Source organism: Gillisia mitskevichiae (assembly GCF_003634585.1).
Taxonomy (GTDB): Bacteria; Bacteroidota; Bacteroidia; order Flavobacteriales; family Flavobacteriaceae; genus Gillisia; species Gillisia mitskevichiae.
This window is the reverse complement of sequence record NZ_RBLG01000001.1, coordinates 471935-495233: the sequence shown is the minus strand read 5'-3', so window position 1 is coordinate 495233 and position 23299 is coordinate 471935. Positions and strand designations below refer to the sequence as shown.

General features: G+C 34.9%; 23 protein-coding genes. 13 read left to right on the top strand and 10 right to left on the bottom strand.

Annotated elements, in window-relative coordinates:
• From BC962_RS02290 to BC962_RS02275, 4 genes are all read left to right on the top strand, one after another.
• On the top strand, positions 1-990 hold the full coding sequence (locus BC962_RS02290) for a succinylglutamate desuccinylase/aspartoacylase family protein (RefSeq protein ID WP_121344315.1): 990 nt from the start codon (positions 1-3) through the stop codon (positions 988-990).
• Entirely contained in the window at positions 980-1540 is a 561-nt protein-coding gene (locus BC962_RS02285) for a 5-formyltetrahydrofolate cyclo-ligase (RefSeq protein ID WP_121344314.1), read from the top strand. The genes BC962_RS02290 and BC962_RS02285 overlap by 11 nt, the downstream gene beginning before the upstream one ends.
• 68 nt (positions 1541-1608) lie before the next feature.
• The gene (locus tag BC962_RS02280) at positions 1609-3060 is read left to right on the top strand and encodes a sensor histidine kinase (RefSeq protein ID WP_121344313.1); all 1452 of its coding nucleotides are present in this window, start codon (positions 1609-1611) and stop codon (positions 3058-3060) included.
• 6 nt (positions 3061-3066) lie between these two features.
• Complete coding sequence (locus tag BC962_RS02275) at positions 3067-3486, top strand: response regulator (RefSeq protein WP_121344312.1); 420 nt, start codon at positions 3067-3069, stop codon at positions 3484-3486.
• Positions 3487-3500: 14 nt separating this feature from the next.
• Here the strand turns inward: BC962_RS02275 and BC962_RS02270 are convergent, their stop codons facing one another.
• The 7 genes from BC962_RS02270 to gdhA form a co-directional block, all read right to left on the bottom strand.
• Complete coding sequence (locus BC962_RS02270) at positions 3501-4109, bottom strand: lipoprotein signal peptidase (RefSeq protein ID WP_121344311.1); 609 nt, start codon at positions 4107-4109, stop codon at positions 3501-3503.
• Between the two features lie 41 nt (positions 4110-4150).
• Entirely contained in the window at positions 4151-4771 is a 621-nt protein-coding gene (locus tag BC962_RS02265) for a DUF4097 family beta strand repeat-containing protein (RefSeq protein ID WP_121344310.1), read from the bottom strand.
• A gap of 74 nt (positions 4772-4845) precedes the next feature.
• Positions 4846-5229: a TraR/DksA family transcriptional regulator gene (locus BC962_RS02260; RefSeq protein WP_121344309.1), complete on the bottom strand. Its 384-nt coding sequence runs from the start codon at positions 5227-5229 to the stop codon at positions 4846-4848.
• Positions 5230-5233: 4 nt separating this feature from the next.
• A complete protein-coding gene (gene ileS / locus BC962_RS02255) occupies positions 5234-8635 on the bottom strand; it encodes an isoleucine--tRNA ligase (protein WP_121344308.1) in 3402 nt (1133 codons plus the stop codon).
• A gap of 170 nt (positions 8636-8805) precedes the next feature.
• The gene (locus tag BC962_RS02250; protein WP_121344307.1) at positions 8806-11211 is read right to left on the bottom strand and encodes a TonB-dependent receptor plug domain-containing protein; all 2406 of its coding nucleotides are present in this window, start codon (positions 11209-11211) and stop codon (positions 8806-8808) included.
• A complete protein-coding gene (gene recO, locus BC962_RS02245; RefSeq protein ID WP_121344306.1) occupies positions 11212-11931 on the bottom strand; it encodes a DNA repair protein RecO in 720 nt (239 codons plus the stop codon).
• Positions 11932-12008: 77 nt separating this feature from the next.
• Positions 12009-13352, bottom strand: coding sequence for an NADP-specific glutamate dehydrogenase (gene gdhA / locus BC962_RS02240; protein WP_121344305.1), 1344 nt, complete (start codon positions 13350-13352; stop codon positions 12009-12011).
• A gap of 197 nt (positions 13353-13549) precedes the next feature.
• Here gdhA and BC962_RS02235 point away from each other — a divergent pair, with 197 nt between their 5' ends.
• Positions 13550-14326 (top strand): THC0290_0291 family protein, encoded by a 777-nt coding sequence (locus BC962_RS02235; RefSeq protein ID WP_121344304.1) that lies wholly within the window; start codon positions 13550-13552, stop codon positions 14324-14326.
• Between the two features lie 62 nt (positions 14327-14388).
• On the opposite strand, the gene BC962_RS02230 is transcribed toward BC962_RS02235, so the two are convergent.
• A complete protein-coding gene (locus BC962_RS02230; RefSeq protein ID WP_121344303.1) occupies positions 14389-15531 on the bottom strand; it encodes a cystathionine gamma-synthase in 1143 nt (380 codons plus the stop codon).
• 91 nt (positions 15532-15622) lie between these two features.
• On the opposite strand from BC962_RS02230, the gene BC962_RS02225 reads away from it, so the two are divergent.
• The 3 genes from BC962_RS02225 to BC962_RS02215 all read left to right on the top strand — a co-directional run bounded on the left by BC962_RS02225 (position 15623) and on the right by BC962_RS02215 (position 17703).
• On the top strand, positions 15623-16375 hold the full coding sequence (locus tag BC962_RS02225; RefSeq protein WP_245983974.1) for a DUF3298 and DUF4163 domain-containing protein: 753 nt from the start codon (positions 15623-15625) through the stop codon (positions 16373-16375).
• A gap of 70 nt (positions 16376-16445) precedes the next feature.
• Complete coding sequence (locus BC962_RS02220) at positions 16446-16799, top strand: arsenate reductase family protein (protein ID WP_121344302.1); 354 nt, start codon at positions 16446-16448, stop codon at positions 16797-16799.
• The gene (locus BC962_RS02215) at positions 16792-17703 is read left to right on the top strand and encodes a DMT family transporter (protein WP_121344301.1); all 912 of its coding nucleotides are present in this window, start codon (positions 16792-16794) and stop codon (positions 17701-17703) included. The genes BC962_RS02220 and BC962_RS02215 overlap by 8 nt, the downstream gene beginning before the upstream one ends.
• Here BC962_RS02215 and BC962_RS02210 read toward each other — a convergent pair.
• A complete protein-coding gene (locus tag BC962_RS02210) occupies positions 17675-18163 on the bottom strand; it encodes an acyl-CoA thioesterase (RefSeq protein ID WP_121344300.1) in 489 nt (162 codons plus the stop codon). The genes BC962_RS02215 and BC962_RS02210 overlap by 29 nt on opposite strands.
• Before the next feature lie 96 nt (positions 18164-18259).
• Here BC962_RS02210 and BC962_RS02205 point away from each other — a divergent pair, with 96 nt between their 5' ends.
• From BC962_RS02205 to nadD, 4 genes are all read left to right on the top strand, one after another.
• The gene (locus BC962_RS02205) at positions 18260-19225 is read left to right on the top strand and encodes a YheT family hydrolase (RefSeq protein ID WP_121344299.1); all 966 of its coding nucleotides are present in this window, start codon (positions 18260-18262) and stop codon (positions 19223-19225) included.
• Between the two features lie 74 nt (positions 19226-19299).
• Complete coding sequence (locus BC962_RS02200) at positions 19300-20157, top strand: YicC/YloC family endoribonuclease (protein WP_121344298.1); 858 nt, start codon at positions 19300-19302, stop codon at positions 20155-20157.
• Positions 20157-20744: a guanylate kinase gene (gene gmk / locus BC962_RS02195; RefSeq protein WP_121344297.1), complete on the top strand. Its 588-nt coding sequence runs from the start codon at positions 20157-20159 to the stop codon at positions 20742-20744. Before BC962_RS02200 ends, gmk begins: the two co-directional genes overlap by 1 nt.
• On the top strand, positions 20741-21325 hold the full coding sequence (gene nadD, locus BC962_RS02190; RefSeq protein WP_121344296.1) for a nicotinate (nicotinamide) nucleotide adenylyltransferase: 585 nt from the start codon (positions 20741-20743) through the stop codon (positions 21323-21325). The genes gmk and nadD overlap by 4 nt, the downstream gene beginning before the upstream one ends.
• A 148-nt stretch (positions 21326-21473) precedes the next feature.
• Here nadD and lysM read toward each other — a convergent pair whose 3' ends face one another.
• Positions 21474-21974 carry a peptidoglycan-binding protein LysM gene (lysM, locus tag BC962_RS02185; RefSeq protein WP_121344295.1) on the bottom strand — a complete coding sequence of 167 codons (501 nt, stop codon included), beginning with the start codon at positions 21972-21974 and terminating at the stop codon, positions 21474-21476.
• Between the two features lie 298 nt (positions 21975-22272).
• Between lysM and BC962_RS02180 the strand changes: the two genes are divergently transcribed.
• Entirely contained in the window at positions 22273-23268 is a 996-nt protein-coding gene (locus BC962_RS02180; protein ID WP_121344294.1) for an NAD(P)H-dependent glycerol-3-phosphate dehydrogenase, read from the top strand.
• Positions 23269-23299 lie beyond the last annotated feature (31 nt).

The following is a 23299-nucleotide window of genomic DNA, read 5'->3' as shown; positions in this document are numbered from 1 at the left end:
ATGGCTCATATAGATAAAAACAATGTTTTAGAGATATTAGGCAAGAAGATACTTCCTGGCCAAGGAGCTGTAATCAACCTGAATATGGCTAAATTATATACGACTACCTCTGTAGAGGTGCCCGTAATAATTGAACGCTCTAAAAAACCAGGGCCAGTATTATTAATAACAGCAGGGATCCATGGAGATGAATTAAATGGAGTGGAAATTGTACGCCAACTAATTTCTAAAGGGATCAATAAACCAGTTATTGGAACTGTTATTTGTATTCCCATTGTAAATGTTTTTGGATTTTTAAATCTATCTAGAGAATTTCCCGATGGCAGGGATCTAAACCGAGTTTTTCCTGGAACCAAAAATGGCTCTTTGGCCAGTAGGTTTGCTTACCAGTTCGTCCAAAAAATATTACCTGTTGCAGATTTCTGTATGGATTTCCATACTGGAGGTGCAAGTAGATTTAACGTGGCTCAAATTAGAATCCAAAAAGATGACGAAGACGGGCAGAAATATGCCAAAATTTTCAATGCTCCTTTTACCTATTACTCCAAAACAATTGGAAAATCATATAGAGAAACCTGTAAAAGATTAGGAAAAACCGTACTGTTGTTTGAAGGAGGGAAATCTTTAGATAGTAATAAAGATATTGCAAAATCTGGGGTAGATGGTACTATGAGAGTGCTAAAGCATATGGGAATGCTAAAACCCCGTTTTATATGCGAAGATCCTCCTCTGGATAGTATTATTATTGAAAATAGTACTTGGATGCGTGCTAAGTACAGTGGTTTAATACATGTTAAAATTGCATGTGGCAAGCATGTAGAAAAAGGAGAATATATAGCTACTATTACAGATCCTTATGGTAAATTCAGGCATAAAGTAACCGCTTCTTATACAGGATATGTCATTAATGTAAATGAATCTCCAATTGTGTATCAAGGAGATGCTATTTTTCATTTATCTATTCCAACTAAATTGGCTCATGAAGAATAAACTTCGTAAGATATATGTTTCCAAGCGAGATGAATTAACTCCAGATCAAATTGAAGAATTTAGTCTTGAGATAGCTAATAAACTGCTTCAGTTACCAATTTGGGATCTAGAATATTATCATCTCTTTCTAAGTATTACTGAGAAGAAAGAAGTGGAAACAGAATTCATTCTTCATATTTTACAAGGAAAAGATAAAAATATTGTTCTTTCTAAAAGCGATTTCGACACTAGAAAATTGCACAACTTTTTACTTACAGATAGCAGCGTTATAAGAAAGAATAAATGGAATATTCCTGAGCCTGTAGATGGAATCGAAATTCCTTCAGAAAAGATCGATGTGGTTTTTGTTCCCTTATTGGCTTTCGACCTAAACGGGCACAGACTAGGTTATGGGAAGGGCTTTTATGATATCTTTCTTGCTTCCTGCAAACCAGGAGTAATAAAAGTGGGAGTTTCTTTTTTTGAAGCAGAAAAAATGATTCCGGAACTGGAAACAAGCGATATTGCCTTAGATTTCTGTGTCACACCCCACAAAACGTACGTTTTTTAAAAAATAAGCATCTATATTTGGTAAATTTTTAACATTAGCTTACATTTAAATACCCCAACTAACAATTGATGCTCAACGACCTTCAGTTAAATAATATCTTAGAAGATTTTGACATCGCCTATTGGAAGATCAATCTGCTTACAAAAGAAATTACTTGGTCAGATCATTTTGAAGCTTTAGTTGGCACTCCTCCTGCAGAAGAATCCCTTTTTGAACACTTTATAAACAATGTTCTGCACAAGGACTATCGATATGATTATCGGGTTGCTTTTGAAAATCTCACCTTAGGCTCTGAAAATTTAAACCAGGAAATTAGATTAAAGCTCAAAAATGATAAATTTAGATGGTTTGAATGTCGCAACTTAAAGAGGAAAGACAGCAATAATATTGAAACTGCAGTTTTGTTGTTTGTAAATATTCATCAATCTAAAAGAGACCAATACACTATAGAGGAAAATTTCTTCTATTACCGGGAAACCGCAGAAATGACCACTACTGGTGGGTGGTATATAGATATTACCACCAAATCTATCTATTGGGACGATGTGACTAAAAAGATCTTAGATTGTCCAAAGGATTTTAATCCAGACTACGATAAAAGATTACAATTTTATGCATCGGAACATCAAGAACAGGCAAATTCTATTTTCGAAAAATGCGAGAATTACGGGATTCCTTTTAAGACAGAACTTAAAATGGTAACCCTTTACGGACGCGAATTTTGGGTGCAAGCCACAGGAAAGCCTGTTTATAATGAAGAACAACAAATAATTGGGATACGTGGAGTTTTACAAAATATAGACGAGAATAAAAGCAATGAGCTTAATTTACAGAATTCCTTAGATATCATTGCTGCCCAGAATTCGAGATTGTTCAATTTCGCACACGTAGTCTCCCATAATTTAAGATCGCATAGCAGTAATTTAAGTTTAGTGGTGCAATTGCTGAACGAAGCTAAAAACTCTCAAGACAAAATTGACCTTATAGAAAACGTTGAAGATATATCAGTAAATCTAGATGCCGCTATTTCTAGGTTAAATGATATGGTGTCCCATCAAAACCTATTAAAGAAAGAGCGGACTCTCGTTTCTTTCAAGCAATCTTTAGATATTGTTATTTCTTCTGTTTCTTCGTTAATTAATAGAGAAAGCGCCAAAATAATATCAGAATTTAAAGCTCTAAAAGAAATTTCGTATATTCCTGAGTACTTGGAAAGTATTTTACTAAATTTAATCACTAATGCTATTCGCTATAAGCAACCTGGAAGAGTCCCTGTTATTTTTATTCAGACCTACTCTGTTAACGACCAGAATTTTATGGAGATAAGTGATAATGGAATTGGTATAGACCTGGATCAATATGGCGATAAAATGTTTGGTATGTACAAGACATTTCATAGCAATCCAGATGCAAAAGGTATAGGCTTGTTTATCACCAAAAATCAGGTGGAAACGATGGGAGGGTCTATTTCTGTTACCAGTACTGTAAATATTGGAACAACGTTTAAAATTAAATTCTAGATCTTAATGGGGCAAAAAATGGAGCTAGCGTGTATTATTGATGATGATAAAATATACGTGAACTTAGTTAGAAAAATCATCGAAATTAAAAAATTATCTGAAAATCTACTGATCTTCAAAAACGGCTTAGAAGCCTTGGATTACTTCAAGATCATTCTTACCAATATGACAGAAGAAAAATTACCAGACATTATTTTCTTAGACCTTAACATGCCAGTGATGGATGGATGGGAGTTTTTAGGAGAATTTATCAAAATTAAAAATCAGTTCGACAAAAAGATCACTCTTTATGTGGTATCCTCTTCTATAGATCCAAGAGATCTAGAAAGAGCAAAATCTTTTAATCTAGTTACAGATTATTTGATTAAACCTATAGAATTAAAGAAGTTCGAAAAAATATTCGATAGAGTTGCAAGTGTTGCCTAAGAAGATTGCCCTACTTATTCTGATTCCTTTTTAGGAAATGCCTTTTTATTGAAAAGCAATAATAATCCTACCCCTACACTAATTGCAGTATCTGCAACATTAAATACAGGATCGAAGAAAGAAAAATATTCCCCACCCCAAATTGGCAGCCACTTTGGCAACACACCTTCATATAAAGGGAAATAAAGCATATCTACGACCTTTCCATGAAATAATGTTCCATAGCCACCGGTTTCTGGTAAAAATTGCGCTACGTGCCCGTAACTGTCGTCAAAGATAAGACCATAGAATACGGAATCTATGATGTTCCCAAAAGCTCCTGCAAAAATACAAGCAATCGCAGTAATCAATATTCGTGAGCCATTATTTCTTACAGAATCCCATAACCAATATCCAATTCCAACTATTGCTCCCAACCTAAAGAGGGTAAGTAATAATTTACCATATTCTCCCGGGATCTTTGCGCCCCAAGCCATCCCTTCATTTTCAACGAATAAAATACTAAACCAATCTAGCACTTTAACCTCTTCGCCTAATACAAAGCTCGTTTTAATATAAATTTTAGAAATTTGATCTATTAAAAGGATCAAAATTATAATTAGGGAAGCTTTTCTTAAAGACATGAATGGATTGAATTAAATCGGGTCAAAAATACTAATATTATTTAGTTTTCCACCACACTAATATTTCCGTTGATGGAGGTGGCTTTTATTTTATGTTTTCCGCTAAATCCTGCAGGTAGCATAACTTCCCCGTTTCTAGAGACTGCAGTTACGGTTGCATCTGTAGTTTGAATATTGATCGCTCCTTTAAAGGTGTTTATAATTGCATTCCCCTCAAAATCAGACAATTTGCAATACCCTGAATTTAATTGAATTTGCAGAAAATCATATACTCCATTTGCCTCTACCGATGCTATATTGGATTTTATAAAAATCTGTAAATTTTCAGGAATCTTAATAGTGACCTCCAATGAGAACACTTTATGCGCACTCAATTTATCATATCCGCTTTGTAAGATCTCACGAAATTGTGTGGTTAGATAGATAGCATTTTCCTTTACTTCTGTATTTAAAGCAATATCATTAAAGTATTCTCCTTCAGAATGTGTGAAAATGGATACCTGATCACTGTTGTTTGTGGTTTCTATATGAATTCTAAAAACCTCATCGGTTTCTATATATAGACTTTTAATCCCATGTGCATCTAATTGTTTAGATGTGTCTTTTTGCGCGAAGGCAAAAGAGCTAAACAAGAAGATGAAAAAAATTAAATAAAATCTCATGGTGAAATAGATACAAAAAACGCTCCGAGTTATATTTAACTGGAGCGTTTAAATTATTTTTAAATCCGTACTAACTATCGTTGCAAGTTTTTTGCTTCAATACTTAATGTTGCATGTGGAACCAATTTAAGACGTTCCTTAGCGATTAATTTCCCTGTAACCCTACAAATTCCATAAGTTTTGCTTTCTATACGCACTAAAGCATTCTTAAGGTCTCTAATAAATTTCTCTTGCCTTATTGCTAATTGTGAATTCGCTTCTTTACTCAAGGTTTCACTTCCTTCTTCGAAAGCCTTAAAAGTTGGTGATGTATCGTCGGTGCCATTATTACCGTCGTTTACATACGCACTTTTGTAAAGGTCCAATTGTTCTTGTGCCTTTTTGATCTTTTCTAAGATCAAAGTCTTGAATTCGGCAAGATCGGCATCGCTGTAACGTTCTTTAATTTCTGTTGACATGGGCTTAATGTTTTTTGATACTCAGCTTAGTAACTATATCGTCGAATTCTATTTCCGTTCCAACATCAATTACGTCTGCAAACTCGAGATTTGCAGTGAGCGTCTCGTTCTTAATATACTTTATATTTTGTTGTACAGCATCCTCGACAATGCCATCTCTAAGTAGGGTCACATCTATGGTATCGGTAACTTCTAAACCGGAATCTTTTCTTAAGTTCTGAATTCTATTTACCAATTCCCGAGCAATTCCTTCTTTTTTCAATTCTTCAGAAATGCTCACATCTAACGCCACGGTAATATCTCCACTGCTAGCAACTAACCAACCTTCAATATCCTGTGATGTTATTATAACATCTGTGGATGCCAATTTAATCATTTTCCCGTTAATCTCAACAGTAATATCACCTTCTCTTTCAACAGATTCTATGTCTTTAGCAGTAAAATTGTTAATAACCTGAACTACTGTTTTTACATCCTTCCCGTATTTTGGTCCAAGGACCTTAAAGTTAGGCTTCACTTGTTTAACCAATAATCCGGAGGCATCATCAATCATCTCTATTGACTTCACGTTTACTTCAGATTTAATAAGATCTGCAACTGCTAGGATCTCTTCTTTCTGTTTTTCATCCAATACCGGGATCATTATTCGTTGTAATGGCTGTCGAACTTTAATCATTTCCTTTTTACGTAACGAAAGCACTAAAGAAGAAATTGTTTGTGCTTTTTGCATTTTATGCTCTAAAGAATCATCCACCAAGGATTTATCAAAAACAGGGAAATCTGCTAAATGTACTGAAGAGAATTGCTCTTTTCCAGAAACTTCGTTAAGATCCTTATAAAGCTTATCCATAAAAAATGGCGCTACAGGTGATCCTAATTTGGCAACTGTTAACAAACAAGTGTATAGAGTTTGATATGCAGAAATTTTATCCTGCTCGTAATCTCCTTTCCAAAACCTTCTTCTGCTTAATCTTACAAACCAGTTACTCAAGTTTTCCTGAACAAATTCTGAAATTGCTCTCGTAGCTCTAGTAGGCTCGTATTCTTCATAGAACTTATCTACTTTTTCTATAAGCGTATGCAATTCTGAAAGGATCCAACGATCTATTTCTGGACGATCTTTCATTGGCACATCTTCCTCTTTATAACTGAAGCTGTCCAAATTGGCATATAAAACAAAGAACGAATATGTATTATAAAGAGTTCCGAAGAACTTTCTACTCACCTCGGCAATTCCTTCAATATCAAATTTTAAGTTATCCCATGGGTTTGCATTAGAGATCATATACCATCTAGTGGCATCTGGTCCAAAAGCAGCCAAGGTTTCGAAGGGATCTACTGCATTTCCAAGACGTTTAGACATTTTTTGTCCGTTCTTATCTAATACTAATCCATTAGAAACTACATTTTTGTAGGCAACATCATCAAAGATCATGGTTGCAATTGCATGTAAAGTATAAAACCAACCACGTGTTTGATCTACTCCTTCTGCTATAAAATCGGCTTGACGCTCACCGTTCTCTACCATTTCCTTATTCTCAAAAGGATAATGCCACTGAGCATAAGGCATAGAGCCAGAATCGAACCAAACATCTATAAGGTCTGATTCTCGTTTCATTGGTTTTCCTGAAGCAGAAACCAACGTAATCGTGTCTACTACGTTTTTATGAAGGTCTACTAACTCGTAATTTTCATCAGAAAAATTATCCACTTCAAATTCAGCAAAAATATCCTTGATCATAAGTCCAGCTTCAATAGCCTTACTTATTTCCGCCTTTAGTTCTTTTATGGAACCTATTATAATTTCTTCTTTCCCGTCTTCTGTTCTCCAAATAGGCAATGGCACACCCCAATACCTACTTCTAGATAAATTCCAGTCGTTTGCATTGGCCAACCAATTTCCAAATCTACCTTCTCCTGTAGCTTTCGGCTTCCAGTTAATAGTCTGGTTCAATTCGAACATCCTATCCTTAAACTCGGTCACTTTTATAAACCAAGAGTCCATTGGATAATATAAAATAGGTTTATCTGTTCTCCAGCAATTTGGATAACTGTGCACATATTTTTCAACTTTAAAAGCACGGTTGTCTTCTTTTAGTTGAATTGCGATCTCTACATCTACAGATCTTTCTGGAGCTTCCCCATCATCATAATATTCATTCTTCACATATTTCCCGCCAAGCTCTCCAAGTTCCTCACGGAATTTCCCTTGAAGGTCTACCAATGGAACTAAGTTATCATTCTTATCTTTTACCAATAATGGTGGAACTTCTGGAACTGCTTGTTTTGCAACCATAGCATCGTCTGCACCAAAGGTTGGCGCTGTATGTACGATACCGGTACCATCTTCTGTAGTAACAAAATCTCCGGCGATCACTCTAAAAGCATTTTCAGGATTATTGTAAGGCAGAGCATATTGCAATAATTGCTCATATCTCATCCCAACTAAATCTGTACCCTGAAAGGTTTTTTCTATGAAATAAGGAATTTTGTCCCCTTGCTTGTAAGCTTGGAGCGCTTCCTTATTTTCAATTTTAATGAATTTCTTATCGAATTGCTTAGCAACAAGATTGCTAGCAAGAATGATATTTGTAGGTTGAAATGTGTATTGATTAAATGTAGAAACCAATGCATATTCTATTTTAGGCCCAACTGTAAGAGCTGTATTAGAAGGTAAGGTCCAAGGAGTCGTTGTCCAAGCAGTTAGATAGATCTCGTTAGATATTTCTGAAAGAAAATCTGGCAAGGTTTCTGGCTTTACCTTGAACATGGCAGTCACCGTAGTATCTGTAACATCTTGGTAAGTTCCAGGCTGATTCAGTTCATGAGAACTCAAACCTGTTCCTGCTTTAGGAGAATATGGCTGAATGGTATATCCTTTATAAATAAGCCCTTTCTTATATATTTCAGAAAGCAACCACCAAACCGTTTCCATATATTTGGATTTGTAGGTGATATATGGATCTTCCATATCTACCCAATATCCCATCTTTTCTGTAAGATCGTTCCAAATTCCTGTATAACGCATCACGGCACTTTTACAAGCTTCGTTGTATTTCTCTACGCTTATCTTAGTTCCAATATCTTCTTTAGTGATCCCAAGTTCTTTCTCTACACCAAGCTCTATAGGCAACCCATGAGTATCCCAACCTGCTTTTCTCTTAACCTGAAATCCTTTTTGGGTTTTATATCGGCAAAAAATATCTTTAATAGAACGCGCCATTACGTGATGAATTCCCGGAAGGCCATTAGCCGAAGGAGGTCCTTCAAAAAACACGAAAGGTTGAGCACCGTCTCGTGCACTCATACTTTTTTCAAAAATCTCATCTTCTTTCCAATAGTTAAGAATTTCTTCAGCAACTTTTGGTAAGTCAAGTCCTTTATACTCAGGGAACTTTGCGCTCATTATATCGTAATTTCTTTTGAGTTGCGAAAATAACGATTTTTAAGAAAAGAGAGGACTGTTATTGATTAAAAAGCTAATCCTTTATCCATCAGATAATTCCATAAACCACTTAGTGAAGAAATACATATTTGAGAAAATATGAAGGCAATTAAATTTGAAGAATACCATATTTACAAACTATACCTTAACGCTAAAATAAAATTTCTTCCAGCAGAAGAGATTCCGGAAGAATAAGTCCTATAACGCTGGTCTGTAATATTTTCTACTGAAGCTGTAGCATTCCAATGCTCAGAAAAACGATAGTTCCCGGTAATATTTAACGTGTACCAATTAGCAAAATATGGATTCCCATTCCTGTCTAATGCGTATAAATAATCCTTATCCTGTTCTGAAGGAGCTAGTTCATCGAAATCCAATTTTCCATTATATTCTGAAAACAAATCAAGCTTAAATTTTCCTTTATTATAAACTAAGTGAGTATTTCCATAAAGTGGTGCCGCGTGCCTTAGTGGAGCTTTTTCTCCATTATCCTGCTCTTCCTTTCCTTTAGTGATCGTTATTTGAGACTTCAACTTTAATGTTCTTAAAATCTCAAGTTCTACTCCACCTTCAAAACCATATACATAAGCGTTTGCTGCATTTTGAATGGCTTGAATTCTACTAGGTTCCCCTTGATAATCTATACTTGTGTTTCCATTCATTGAGTAATCTCTTCTTACCAATGCATCTTCCAAATATGTATAAAAAGTGGCCAGATCAAACCGGATCTTTTTCGTAGGTTTCCATCCAAGGCTCAACTCTCCATTATAGGCATATTCTGGTTTAAGATCTGGGTTTGGCACCACAACCGCTCCAGGCTCAGAATCGAAGATCTTACCTATATCATCTATATTAGGTGCTCTAAAAGCTGTCGAAAAATTTATTTTCCAATCCAATTTGTCGTTCTGTTGCCAACTCAATCCAGCACTTCCAGTAAATGCTCCGGTGTTTAAATTTGCATCATTAAAAGGAAAATCATATTCGGAAGAAGGGAATTTCGCTTCTATCATAATATAATTATACCTCACTCCAGATTGTAAATTTAAATTATCTCTTAATTTCCAATTATAGCTTAAATAAGCAGCTAAAGATTGCCAAATAGCGTCATCTGGATATCTAGAAGCGTTTGGCCCTAACTCCTCTGTTAGAATATTTTTAGATTCCCCTGTAGAATTCACCTTATTTGCCACATATTCCAACCCATAAAACAGTTTATTCTTCTCGAAATCCTTTTCAAGATCTAAATTAGCGGAGTACGCATTCACCTCTTCCTTTGTACTATATAGAATTTCATTTCCAAATTTCCTATCCAACCTACTTTCTTCAAAATTTTGATAAGCTCCCGTAAACTGAAGTTTATCATATAGCTTTCCGTTTCCTTTTTTATTAATTGTGGCATTTCCCATAAACCAAGACTGCGGACCATAGTACCAATTTGCATATCTTAAATTACCATCCTTTTTTTGCACCAGTCTATCATATCTAGGATAATTTGAAGTGTTAGAATAAATAAGTCCAAGACTAAAATCCCATATTTCATTTGGCACAAAAGCTACTTTTTGAAGCAGATTTATTTGGTTGTATCCTGTTGGAACCTGTTTTTTAGGATCTTTATTTACAATCACCAAATCTTCGCCATTTACTCTACTAACGTAATTTGGTCTTAAAAACTCTTCTGGACCATGGCTTCCCATTTTTAGATCACCAAAGTCTGAGTAGGAGATACTGCTTAAAAACGCCCATTTTTTCAATCCAATATTAAAATCGGCATGAGTTGTTTTCTCCTCATTTGCAGAAGATACTCTAGCATATGCATTGGCTGTGAATTCCAAATCATCTATAGAAGATCTCTTCGGTTTTAGGGTATAAAAATTCATAACTCCACCAATCGCATCACTTCCATATACCACAGAGCCAGGACCTAGAATTATTTCAGCATTGTCTACAGAGAGTGGATCTATAGAGATGATGTTTTGAATATTTCCACTTCTAAAGATCGCTGTATTCATTCTAACTCCATCTACTGCGATAAGCAATCTGTTAGTAGAAAAACCTCTTATCATTGGGCTTCCTCCTCCTAATTGACTTTTTTGAACATACACTCCTCCAGAGCTTTCCATTAGATCTGCAGAAGTTTGCACGTTGGAAAAAGCAATGTCTTCTGAAGACAAGCTCACAATACGTTGTGGAATTTCCTTTTTATCCTGCTCAAACTTAGCGATAGAAAGCACAACTTCCTGCAACATAGTTTCGTCTTCTTCTAGATAAATAATAAGATCTTGCGCAAGCTCAGACTTTAGAATACTTTTTTCTAAATGAGAAACATGTTGAAAGATCAACTTTTCATCTATAGAGAATTTAGAGATATCTGCCTCTCCATTAAAATTAGAAAGTACGCTTTTAGATTTATTAAGATTGAAGATGGCAACATTCCCAATTGGATCGTTGGTTGCTTGATCTAAAATTTTGATTTCTTGAGCTTGAAATGAAAGTGTAAAAAATAGCAGCGTAAATAAGCTAGTAAAGATTGATCGCATTTAATTAAAAATTTCGTGTAAGATGCTAAGCGATTTAGGCTTTTTAAAAGATTCTATATGTAATTGGTAATAGGTAAGCAATAATCCTAATAGTTCAGAGCGGTTAGATCTGGTAAGTTTAATCTCGTGTAAGGCCTCAAATTTTGTGCCTAATAGCACCTTTAAATTCTCTAATACTTCCCCATTCACGCAATACCCATTTGTTTTGGATTGCTGAAACACGCCATCTAACAAATTGAAATATGGTAATTCCATTTCTGAATCTTCTGGATAAAAACCTAAATATTGAGTCAGTTTCAAGAGAAATAATAGGTGAAAGTTGGCAATGTCTGCATGTATATCCAGCCAATTTATTGCTCCTTCTAAGTAATCATACAATCCCTCATTTACTTCTTCCTCGTGAATCGTATTCTTAAGCATTTCAGAAATGAACATTACCATCGTAGATTTAACCACTTCGGTATGCAGACTTTGATAATGAACAAGGATCTTTGCATCTTGTAAATACTCCAGACTCCCTTTATCCTTATGCTTGGCTACTAACTCCAACTGAGTTAACGGCTGAAATAATGAGGTTTTAAATTTCCCTTTTCTAGATTTTAGGATACCACGCAACATATATGTTTTGAGTCCAGATTTTTGCGTGTAACATTTCACGATTAAATCTGCCTCTGCATATTTTAAAGCACTTATTACAATTGCGTTGGTATGAACTACCATGACTGAAAATTTTGCCGAAAGATAAATAAAAAAAGCCGCTAAAAAGCGGCTTTCTTAATTCTATAATACGGGTGAAATTATACTACTCCCTGTGCAAGCATAGCATCTGCTACCTTTACAAAACCAGCGATATTTGCTCCTTTCACGTAATCTACATTTCCGTTTCCATCACTTCCATATTCTACACATGCATCATGAATATCCTTCATGATCCCGTGAAGTTTCTGGTCTACTTCTTCTGCAGTCCAGTTATATCTCATAGAGTTTTGAGACATCTCAAGACCAGAGGTTGCAACACCTCCTGCATTAGATGCTTTTCCTGGAGAAAATAAAATATTAGCTTTTTGGAAAACTTCGATCGCCTCTGGAGTAGTTGGCATGTTAGCGCCTTCTCCTACAAGTTTACAACCATTTTCTACTAATAATCTCGCATCTTCTTCGTGTAATTCATTTTGAGTTGCACATGGTAAAGCGACATCACATTTAGTTCCCCAAGGGGTTTTACCTTCAAAATACTTGGCTCCTGCAAATTTATCGGCGTATTCAGAAATTCTTCCACGCTTTTCATTTTTAAGTTCCATCACAAATGCTAATTTCTCTGCATCTATACCAGCTTCATCTAAGATATATCCTCCAGAATCTGACATTGTGATCACTTTAGCTCCAAGCTGAGTTGCTTTTTCTGTTGCATACTGAGCAACATTTCCAGAACCTGAAACAACTACTGTTTTTCCTTCTAACTTATCTCCTTTTAAAGCTAACATGTTTTGAGCGAAATAAACATTACCGTAACCTGTTGCTTCCGGACGAATTAAAGAACCACCGTAAGAACGCCCTTTACCTGTAAGTATACCTGTAAACTCATTTCTAATACGTTTGTATTGGCCAAATAAGAAACCTATTTCACGACCACCAACTCCTATATCTCCTGCAGGCACATCTGTATCTGCTCCAATATGACGTTGTAATTCAGTCATAAAACTTTGACAAAACTTCATTACTTCATTATCAGATTTACCCTTTGGATCAAAATCTGAACCTCCTTTTCCACCACCCATAGGCAATGTAGTTAAGCTATTTTTGAATACTTGCTCGAATGCTAAGAATTTAAGAACACTTAGATTAACAGTTGGATGAAAACGCAAACCTCCTTTATATGGCCCAATAGCAGAATTCATTTGAATTCTAAAACCTCTGTTTATTTGCGTATTTCCTTGATCATCTAACCATGATACCCTGAACATGATTACACGTTCTGGCTCTACCATTCGCTCTAAAAGCATGGCATTCTGATATTTTTTATTCTTTTCTATAAAGGGTATAACCGTTTCGGCAACCTCATGTACAGCTTGCATAAATTCTGGTTCGTTCTGATTTCTCTTAGAAACTACATCCAAAAAATCTTTTACACTTTGCTCCATAATATAGGATAAATTGTTAATTATAACGTTTTCGTAATTATTTGCAAATATAAATTTTTATATAACGAAGTACCTTGAAAATTTACAATTTCATATAATATTAACTCTTTATTGTACAAGTTAAATAAGTAGTGCTATATCTTCTATCTTCGTTAGTTCCATTTTTATATATTTGTTTATACATCAACTTGTTGTGTATGGCGCGGTTCCGACCAATTATTTTATTCTTATTACTTCTACTATTCTGTAAGGAAAGTGGATTTGCCCAACTCGGAATTTCACACGAAATCGGGGTTTTGGCAGGGCCTACATCATTTTTAACAGATTACGGGGAACGTTATAATCTACAAAATAATATAGCTAATTCCGGCATTGGTATAGGCCTTATTCACTATATGAACTTTGCGTACAGAGCAGAGTGTAATTGCTATACTGTTGATCGTTATTTTAATGATCATTTTAAAATTAGAACCGAATTAGATTATTTTCGAACAGACTTAGAGCATAATGGCCCCGTGGCCGAATCAAATTCTGCTGGAGGAAAATTGCTTAGAGCAATGCATGGGAAAACTCAAACTATAGAAATAGGAACTCATTTAGAATATTACCCTCTTAGCATAAGGGATTATACTTCTTTCTCCTACCTTTTTATGCCTTTTGTAAGTTTGGGAGTTCATTTTGTAAATTATAATCCAGATGCCTATTCAGATTTCGGTCCAATTACCGATGAGGAAAACATATTCCCAACCTTTAGAGGTGGAATAGATCTAGATGGTGGTTCTACCTGGGCATTAGTAGGTATTGCCGGAGCCAGATATAAACTAAGCCCTTCAAGTGACTTACAAATAGAAGGCCGATTTCAATATTACGATGTAGATTGGATAGATGGGCTTAATTTAGATGCGCCTCAAAACAAATTTAACGATGTTGTTTTTTGGTTAAATGTTGGTTATATTTATTACTTAAATTATTAAACCTAAAAGGTCTCAACTAAGTTGAAACCTTATTTATAATATGTTTTAAAAGCATGGTATCGCTATCCTAATGCCTGTTTTAAATCATCTATAAGATCTTCATCATCCTCAATCCCTACACTTAATCGGATTAAAGAATCTACAACCCCAGTTTTCTCTCTTTCCTCTTTTGGGATAGATGCATGCGTCATAGTAGCTGGATGTCCCGCTAAAGATTCCACCCCACCTAAAGATTCTGCTAAAGTGAAAACTTTGAGCTTTTCTACAAGCTTCACAGCACTCTCCAAAGTATTCTCGGCAGTTGTAAAAGAGATCATTCCTCCAAAACCTTTCATTTGGGCTTTTGCAATATCGTGGTTTGGATGATCTTCGAAACCGGGCCAGTAAACATTGCCTACCTTAGGGTGAGACCTTAAGAATTCAGCGATTTTTTCCCCATTTTCACAATGTCTCTGCATTCTAATATGCAGCGTTTTAATTCCTCTTAGCACTAAAAAACTGTCTTGTGGTCCGCAAATCGCACCGCTAGCTTTTTGTATAAAGTGCAATCTATCTGCTAATTCCTTGTTTTTTACAACTAGTGCCCCCATTACTACATCGCTGTGACCACCTAAATATTTAGTTGCACTATGCATTACAATATCTGCTCCTAGATCTAAAGGCTGTTGTAAATATGGAGTTGCAAACGTATTATCTACCGCCAAAAGCACATTGTGTTTCTTAGCAATTTTAGAACATGCCACGATATCTATTATACTCATCATTGGATTAGTAGGTGTTTCTACCCAGATCAATTTAGTATTATCATTAATATGTTCCTCAATTTTACTTGCATCTTGCATTCCAACAAAATGAAATTTAATGCCTAATCCTTCAAATATTTTTGTAAAAAGTCTATAAGAACCTCCGTAAAGATCGTTGGTAGAGATGATCTCATCTCCAGGCTTAAATAATTTCAATACCGCATCTATTGCTGCTAATCCAGAGCCAAAAGCAAGACCATATTCTCCATTTTCAATACTTGCCATCGCATTCTCTAAAGCTGTCCTTGTTGGGTTTCCACTACGAGAATATTCATAACCTTTATGTCCCCCCGGAGTGGTTTGAGAGTAGGTGGTGGTTTGATAGATTGGCGGCATAACAGAACCGTAAGCAGGATCTACATTATGCTGGCCTCCATGTATAGTTTTAGTATTGAATTTCATAAATAAATATTTGTATCAAATGTAATACTCGTATTGGCGAACTACAAAATAGCATGTACCTTTATCCCTAATTTAACACAGAAAACCCGTTGTGAAAAAACTGCTTTTAGCCCTGACCTTCAGCTCCTTATTAATTGGTTGTAATAAAGACGCTCCAGAATTGAGCTTTGATGAATTGAATATTGAGCAAGTTTCTGAAGTGAACTGCAATCCAGAGGAGGAGAACTGCACATTTATAGGCATTAAGATTCCGTGGGCAATGGGAAAGGATACCAGAAGCAATTTAATGAATAGTCATATTGAAGATCATATTATTAAACTAATAGATTATCAAGACGACCAAGAACTAAATTCCCTTGAAAATTTAGCCCAAACCTTTATTAAGGATTATGAAGCTAGTGCCGAAGAATTCCCTGAATATAACATTCCTTGGGAAGCTTTCGTTGAAGGAAAAGTTACTTATGAATCTGAAAAACTGATCTCTATACAATTCGATCTGGCCCTATTTACGGGAGGTGCACACGGATATACCAGTATTACATTTTTAAACTTCGATCCTGTGACTGGAAGACTAATTTCCAATAAAGACCTATTCTCTCAGGATTTTAAAGTTTTTGCTGAAAAAAGATTCAGAGATAAAAATGACATCCCAGAGAATGACCCCATCAATAGTACTGGATTCTTTTTTGAAGACGATAAATTTCAACTTCCTCAAAATATTGGTTTTCATCCAAATAAAATAGTTTTAAGATATAATGCTTATGAGATCGCTTCCTATTCTGAAGGAACTATTCAACTAGTTTTCAAAATGGACGATGCAAAGAAATATTTTAAAATTCTTTAATTTTAAACAATCTCCTAAAAGATAGGTTTCCCAATGAAGCCTTTCTTGTTAATGATTTATAAAAGTTATTATGAAAAAGATCTATCACCTCTCCTCCTGTTCTACCTGTAAACGGATTTTAAATGAATTGGAGCCTTCTTCTGCATATATTCTACAGGATATAAAGAAAGACCCACTAAATGAAGAGCAACTAGATGAAATGTACAATTTAGCGGGAAGCTACGAGTCACTTTTCAGCAAGAGAGCACAGCTTTATAAGCAGAAAGATCTTAAAAATGAGACCTTAGATGAAAGCGATTACAAAAATCTAATTTTAGAGCATTATACTTTTTTAAAGCGACCTGTAATCATCAATAATGACAAGATCTTTATAGGAAATTCTAAAAGCACTGTTGAAGCAGCGAAAAGTGCCATGAATGAATAGCCGTACGCTTGCCATTCTAGCGGCAACTGGAGCAAGTACTATTTATGGGATCAACCATACAATAGCCAAAGGACTAATGCCTGTATACATAGAGCCTTTTGGGTTTATATTTTTAAGAGTTACAGGAGCTGCCATATTATTTTGGATCATAAGTTTTTGGGGACCAAAGGAAAAAATAGCTACAGGAGATTGGACTAGAATTTTAGCATGTGCACTTTTTGGGATGGTAATTAATATGTTGTTATTCTTTAAAGGACTTAGCCTCTCTACCCCAATTAACAGCTCTGTAATAATTACGGTTTCCCCAATTCTTGTGTTGTTGCTCGCTGCAGTGCTAATCAAAGAAAAAATAACTGTTTTAAAAACCGTTGGAATAGTAATTGGACTTGCTGGGGCCTTAGCTTTAGTGCTTTTTAGCAATCCAGAAACCGTGAATGCGCCAAATATTCCAGTAGGAAATATGCTGTTTATTGTAAATGCTTTGTCATACGGAATCTATCTAATTCTAGTAAAACCGTTAACAGCAAAATACCATCCTTTTACCTTGATGAAATGGTTATTCCTAGTTGCCGTAATTATTAATTTTCCCATCACGATCTCGGAATTCTCAAGAGTTGAATGGTTAGAATTACCTGCACATGCCATTTGGAAAATGGGCTTTGTAATTGTAGGCACTACATTTTTAACTTACCTGCTAAACATTTTTGCTCTTAAGGAATTAAGTGCTGCGACCATAAGTGCATTTATATACTTACAACCGCTTATAGCTATAACTTTTGCTGTAGCTATTGGGGCAGACTCCTTAGATATGGTAAAGATAACCGCAGCAATTTTAGTATTTACTGGAGTTTACATGGTAACTAGAAAGACAAAACCTAAACTGGCTTCATCTCCAAATTCTTAGGAGTTTTACCGAATTTGCGAGTGTCTTCCTTTGTAAGGATCCTAAAATCTTCTGTATGTGGAATTCTATCTATATCTTTCCTCATGTGCTCTGGCAAACCGATAAGTTTGCGCTCTTTAAGGTCTATCCATCCTCCCATAGCCTCGCAACTCGCAAAATTTCTTCCTTTATGATCATAGAAGTTATGCACAAATTCAAAATACATTCCATCTTCAGAAAGGCCTTTTAGCTCTAAACTCACCTTTACTGGCATTCCCATAAATGCCTCACGGAAATAGTAGATGTGTTCATAAAAAACTACAGGGCCCAAATTATTTTTGGCTAATTCCTGCTGATCGAATCCATTTTCCATGAAATATCCCATTCTGGTATGACTCATGAAATTAATATATGCTGAATTTGCTAAATGTCTATTCGCATCAATATCACTCCATCTTATTTCAAAATCCTTCGTGTACATAAATTCAAAATTTTTACAAAATTACTATTATTTATTATGCATGCATAATTCAATTAGTTAAGTATATGCCATTTTTATTTCCGAGATTTGTCCTCTATGCCAATATTAGAAAGTACTTATACACCACCGTACCTCTTTAGAAATTACCATATTTCTACCATTTATGCTGCAAAACTTAGAAGTGTAAAAGCTGTACCCCAAACTAGAGAGCGCTTAAAATTGGAGGATGGCGATTTTATTGATATAGACTGGAGTTCTGCAAATTCCTGTAAATCCAACAAGGTTCTTGTTATATTACATGGATTGGATGGAAATGCACAACGCCCTTATGTTCTAGGACTTGCTCATCATTTTAATCATCACGGCTGGGATGTAGCTGCAATTAATTTTAGAGGTTGCAGTGGAGAAATAAATAGGCTTTACAAATCCTACAACGCAGGAGCTAGTGATGATCTTAATAAGGTAATTACAAATATTCTATCTAAGAAAAAATATGATTCTATTGCTATAAATGGTTTTAGTTTAGGTGGGAATTTATTATTGAAATATCTTGGAGAGGGAAATGATCTCCCAAAAGAATTAAAGGCAGCGGTTGCAATTTCTGCTCCCTGCGACCTTTACGCCTCGCTTAAAAAGTTAGATGAGAGCAGAAACTGGCTATATTCTAAACGTTTTGTAATGCAACTTAAAAAGCAGTTATTTTTAAGAGAAAAACATTTTCCAAAAGAAATTACGAAAGAGCAAATTTCAAAATGCACCAATTTGTATGCAATAGATGAGTTGTACACCAGCCAGGCCCATGGTTATGCCAATGCCTTAGAATATTATGAAAAAAGTAGTGCTTTGAGGTTTTTGCCTAACATTAAAACTCCGACACTTCTTATAAATGCGAAAAATGACGGATTTCTTTCAGAGAACTCCTCGCCTATAGCAATCGCAAAAAACAATTCGAATTTTTATTTAGAAACTCCAGATTATGGAGGTCATGTTGGATTTCTTCAGAAGAAAGAAGCAACTTATACGGAGGAGCGCGCACTAAAATTCATAAGTTCTTATATCTAGGCGCATACTTTCCTTAAGATTCTTTGTCCTGCTTAAGATTTAGTTATCTTTGCCCAACCTTTTAAAAATCAAGCATGATTCAGTCAATGACCGGTTTTGGAAAAAGCCTTTTACAGCTTCCATCCAAAAAAATTACCATAGAAATTAAATCCCTTAATAGTAAGAGTCTGGATCTAAATGCCAGAATCCCGGGTCAATACCGTGAAAAAGAATTGCTATTAAGAAATCTTATAGCAAAATCTTTAGTTAGAGGAAAAGTGGATTTTTCGCTTTATGTGGAGGTTACTGGCGAAGAAACTACAGCTTCTGTGAACCCGGTTGTTGTAAAGAAATACATGGAGCAGTTAAGACAAATTGCTAATGCCGATGATGCTGAGTTGTTAAAAATGGCTATTAGAATGCCAGATACCATGAAAACTGAAAGGGAAGAAATTGATGAAAATGAATTTATCGAGATCGAAAAAACCTTGAATAAAGCATTAATAGAGATCAATGATTTTAGAAACGATGAGGGTAATGCTTTAGAGAAAGACCTTTTAATTAGAGTTTCTAATATTGCTCAATTACTGCAGGATATTATAGCAATGGATCCAGACAGAATTGAGGGAGTAAAGGAACGCTTAAGAAAAGGGGTGGCAGATCTTCAAGAAAAGGTAGATGAAAATAGATTCGAGCAAGAATTAGTTTATTATATAGAGAAATTTGATATCACAGAAGAAAAGGTTCGATTGGAAAATCACTTATCTTATTTTCTGGAAACCATTAATTCTACAGATTCTAACGGTAGAAAATTAGGTTTTATTTCTCAAGAAATGGGAAGAGAGATCAATACTATTGGTAGCAAATCCAATTATGCACCTATGCAGCAATTGGTTGTGCAAATGAAAGATGAACTGGAAAAAATAAAAGAACAACTTTTAAACGTATTGTAATGAAAACTGGTAAATTAATTGTCTTTTCTGCACCCTCGGGATCGGGAAAAACTACCATAGTTCAGCATTTATTAGCTCATCCAGAATTGAATCTGGAATTTTCAATTTCAGCAACATCCCGCGAGCCAAGGGGAGATGAAGTGGAGGGAAAAGATTATTATTTCTTGAATTTGCATGAATTTAAACAAAAGATAAAACACGAAGAATTTTTAGAGTGGGAAGAAGTATATCGTGATAATTTCTACGGCACTTTAAAAGCAGAAATAGAACGCATTTGGGCCTCTGGTAAAAATGTAATCTTTGATATAGATGTGGTTGGAGGTTTAGATATAAAACATATATATCCTAAGCAAACCTTGGCAGTATTTGTAAAACCACCAAGTATTGAAGAACTTAAGATCAGATTAAAAAAACGCAAGACCGAAAGCGAGGATAAAATAAATATGCGCGTTGCCAAAGCTTCTATAGAACTTGCCACAGCACCTCAATTCGATTTCATAATAGAGAATAACAATTTACAATTAGCATTGGATGAAGCTTACAATCTTGTTTCCACTTTTGTAGAAGCCAATAGCGAAGTAGGATGAAAAAAAAGGTAGGTCTTTATTTTGGTACATTTAACCCTATCCATGCTGGACACCTTATAATTGCCAATTACATGGTGGAATTTTCTGAACTCACTGAAGTTTGGATGGTTGTAACTCCACATAATCCATTTAAAAAGAAAAGTAGCTTGCTAGATAATCATCATCGCTTAGAGATGGTTTATAGAGCCTGTGAAGATTATCCCAAATTAAAACCTAGTGATATCGAATTTGGTTTACCGCAACCAAATTATACAGTAAATACCTTGATCCAATTAGAAGAGAAATATCCAGATCTGGAATTTGCTTTAATAATGGGTGAGGATAATTTAAAGAGTCTTCATAAATGGAAGAATTACGAAGTTATCTTAGAACGATACTCCATTTTTGTATATCCAAGAATATCTGAGGGCTTAGTTGAGAATGAGTTTCTTTCTCATGAAAAAATCACAAGAGTACCAGCTCCTATTATAGAATTGTCTTCTACATTTATAAGGAAAGCAGTTAAAATCGGCAAGAATATTAGACCGATGTTACCAGAAAAGGTTTGGAAGTATTTAGATGAGATGAATTTCTATAAATAAAAAACTGTTTAAAAAATTTTTTTGATCTTCAGTTGAGTTAATTGAACCTACTTTTTTCATTGTGGAACTATAACCTAGCACATCGACTGCGCTCAATATAAAACCTCAAACTTTTTAAACAGTCCTTTAATAATTTATTGTGAATCCTTTAATTTTTCAATGCTGGAATTCTTAATACTTGTCCAGGATATATTTTATCTGGATCTGTAAGCATTGGTTTATTTGCTTCGAATATTTCTGGATATTTACTCGCAGAGCCATAATGTTCTTGAGCAATCTTCCCAAGTGTATCTCCTCTTTCTACAGTATGGAACACAGCTTCAGGTTCTTTATTTTCCACTTCCATATTATCGTCTACTTGAGCGATCCCTTCTACGTTCCCAACCACTAAAATGATCTTTTCTCTTGTAGCCTGATCATATGCTTTTCCACTTATCGTGGCCATATCATTACTAATATGAATATTTAAATTTTCAATTTTAAGATCAAGATCATGGATAGTAGTTTCCAGTTTTTTGGCAGCTTTTGCATTTTCAAGCTCTTCTTCCCTCTCTTTCTCTGCAGTTACTACAGCGGTTTTATCTTTAGTATTCTTTTTAGAACCAAAAATTTTGGCTCCCGCATTTTTTATGAATGTAAATAATCCCATTATGTTTGTTATTGGTTAGATTTCTAACTCCAAATTACAAATATAGCTTTATACAACCCACATTAAATATATTAAAGTTTTGTTAGTATTACAAAAAAACAGCGTAGAGCTTAATTAACTCTACGCTGTTCCATTAAATAACCAACCAAAAAACTAATTTTAAAGACCCTAGTAATTTCTATTATCGATCTTCCCTTTTATAACGAGTTTAAAGTAAAAAGATTGTAATTAAATAATAAATCCTCAGGAATTTACATTGTGTTAAAATTATGTATTTTTGAACCGAAGAAAATGTATTATGAATAAGACTCCGAAATTTGGTGTGCTTGGCGGCGGAAGTTGGGCCACTGCGATCGTGAAAATGCTTAGTGAAAACCTGGATGAGATCAATTGGTATATGCGCAGCGAAGCTGCTATTGAACATATACGTACACAGGATCATAATCCTAATTATTTAAGCTCGGTAGAATTTGATGTTAATCAGCTTAAATTAAGCAGCGATATAAATGAAGTAGTTAAAAACTCAGACTATTTAATATTTGCCATTCCTTCGGCATTTCTAAAAAGAGAGTTAGATCATCTTACAGAATCTTTAGAGGGAAAAGTGATTTTTTCAGCAATTAAAGGGATAGTTCCAGAAACTAGTTTGATCGTTGGAGAACATTTTAATGAGGAGTATGGAGTTCCAGATGAAAATATTGGTGTGATCACTGGGCCATGTCATGCAGAAGAAGTTGCATTAGAACGCTTATCTTATCTTACTATAGCTTGTTTAGATGAAGAAAAAGCACAAATAGTAGCCAATAATTTACAGAGTGATTATATTACTTGTAAGACCAGTGATGATGTTACTGGGACAGAATATGCGGCTATGCTAAAAAATATTTACGCAATTGCAGCAGGAATTGCTCATGGCCTTGGTTATGGGGATAATTTCCAGAGCGTACTAATGAGCAACGCTATTCGGGAAATGAAAAAATTCATCAAGAAAGTACACAAGATGAAAAGAAACATCAATGATTCTGCTTACCTAGGGGATCTATTGGTAACAGGATATTCTGTGTTTAGTAGAAATAGAATGTTTGGCAACATGATAGGGAAAGGATACACTGTAAAAAGTGCTCAAATGGAAATGAGCATGGTTGCTGAAGGTTATTATGCAACAGAAAGTGCCTATAAAATAAACTTAGAAAAGGGTGCGAAGACCCCAATTATAAATGCTGTTTACAGCATATTATATGAAGGAAAAAATCCAAAGACCGTCTTTAAAAAATTAGCCGAAAAATTAGACTAACTCTAAAGTTTAAAGTCTAAACAAAATCAAC

What these genes read in the sequence shown, in the direction of transcription:
- BC962_RS02250 (WP_121344307.1), bottom strand. Translation starts at nt 11,211, where the DNA reads ATGCGATCAATCTTTACTAGCTTATTTACGCTGCTATTTTTTACACTT.
- BC962_RS02275 (WP_121344312.1), top strand. Translation starts at nt 3,067, where the DNA reads ATGGGGCAAAAAATGGAGCTAGCGTGTATTATTGATGATGATAAAATA.
- BC962_RS02210 (WP_121344300.1), bottom strand. Translation starts at nt 18,163, where the DNA reads ATGTACACGAAGGATTTTGAAATAAGATGGAGTGATATTGATGCGAAT.
- lysM (WP_121344295.1), bottom strand. Translation starts at nt 21,974, where the DNA reads ATGGGATTATTTACATTCATAAAAAATGCGGGAGCCAAAATTTTTGGT.
- BC962_RS02215 (WP_121344301.1), top strand. Translation starts at nt 16,792, where the DNA reads ATGAATAGCCGTACGCTTGCCATTCTAGCGGCAACTGGAGCAAGTACT.
- BC962_RS02270 (WP_121344311.1), bottom strand. Translation starts at nt 4,109, where the DNA reads ATGTCTTTAAGAAAAGCTTCCCTAATTATAATTTTGATCCTTTTAATA.
- BC962_RS02235 (WP_121344304.1), top strand. Translation starts at nt 13,550, where the DNA reads ATGGCGCGGTTCCGACCAATTATTTTATTCTTATTACTTCTACTATTC.
- BC962_RS02205 (WP_121344299.1), top strand. Translation starts at nt 18,260, where the DNA reads ATGCCAATATTAGAAAGTACTTATACACCACCGTACCTCTTTAGAAAT.
- BC962_RS02200 (WP_121344298.1), top strand. Translation starts at nt 19,300, where the DNA reads ATGATTCAGTCAATGACCGGTTTTGGAAAAAGCCTTTTACAGCTTCCA.
- BC962_RS02285 (WP_121344314.1), top strand. Translation starts at nt 980, where the DNA reads ATGAAGAATAAACTTCGTAAGATATATGTTTCCAAGCGAGATGAATTA.
- nadD (WP_121344296.1), top strand. Translation starts at nt 20,741, where the DNA reads ATGAAAAAAAAGGTAGGTCTTTATTTTGGTACATTTAACCCTATCCAT.
- gmk (WP_121344297.1), top strand. Translation starts at nt 20,157, where the DNA reads ATGAAAACTGGTAAATTAATTGTCTTTTCTGCACCCTCGGGATCGGGA.
- recO (WP_121344306.1), bottom strand. Translation starts at nt 11,931, where the DNA reads ATGGTAGTTCATACCAACGCAATTGTAATAAGTGCTTTAAAATATGCA.
- gdhA (WP_121344305.1), bottom strand. Translation starts at nt 13,352, where the DNA reads ATGGAGCAAAGTGTAAAAGATTTTTTGGATGTAGTTTCTAAGAGAAAT.
- ileS (WP_121344308.1), bottom strand. Translation starts at nt 8,635, where the DNA reads ATGAGCGCAAAGTTCCCTGAGTATAAAGGACTTGACTTACCAAAAGTT.
- BC962_RS02230 (WP_121344303.1), bottom strand. Translation starts at nt 15,531, where the DNA reads ATGAAATTCAATACTAAAACTATACATGGAGGCCAGCATAATGTAGAT.
- BC962_RS02280 (WP_121344313.1), top strand. Translation starts at nt 1,609, where the DNA reads ATGCTCAACGACCTTCAGTTAAATAATATCTTAGAAGATTTTGACATC.
- BC962_RS02220 (WP_121344302.1), top strand. Translation starts at nt 16,446, where the DNA reads ATGAAAAAGATCTATCACCTCTCCTCCTGTTCTACCTGTAAACGGATT.
- BC962_RS02260 (WP_121344309.1), bottom strand. Translation starts at nt 5,229, where the DNA reads ATGTCAACAGAAATTAAAGAACGTTACAGCGATGCCGATCTTGCCGAA.
- BC962_RS02180 (WP_121344294.1), top strand. Translation starts at nt 22,273, where the DNA reads ATGAATAAGACTCCGAAATTTGGTGTGCTTGGCGGCGGAAGTTGGGCC.
- BC962_RS02265 (WP_121344310.1), bottom strand. Translation starts at nt 4,771, where the DNA reads ATGAGATTTTATTTAATTTTTTTCATCTTCTTGTTTAGCTCTTTTGCC.
- BC962_RS02290 (WP_121344315.1), top strand. Translation starts at nt 1, where the DNA reads ATGGCTCATATAGATAAAAACAATGTTTTAGAGATATTAGGCAAGAAG.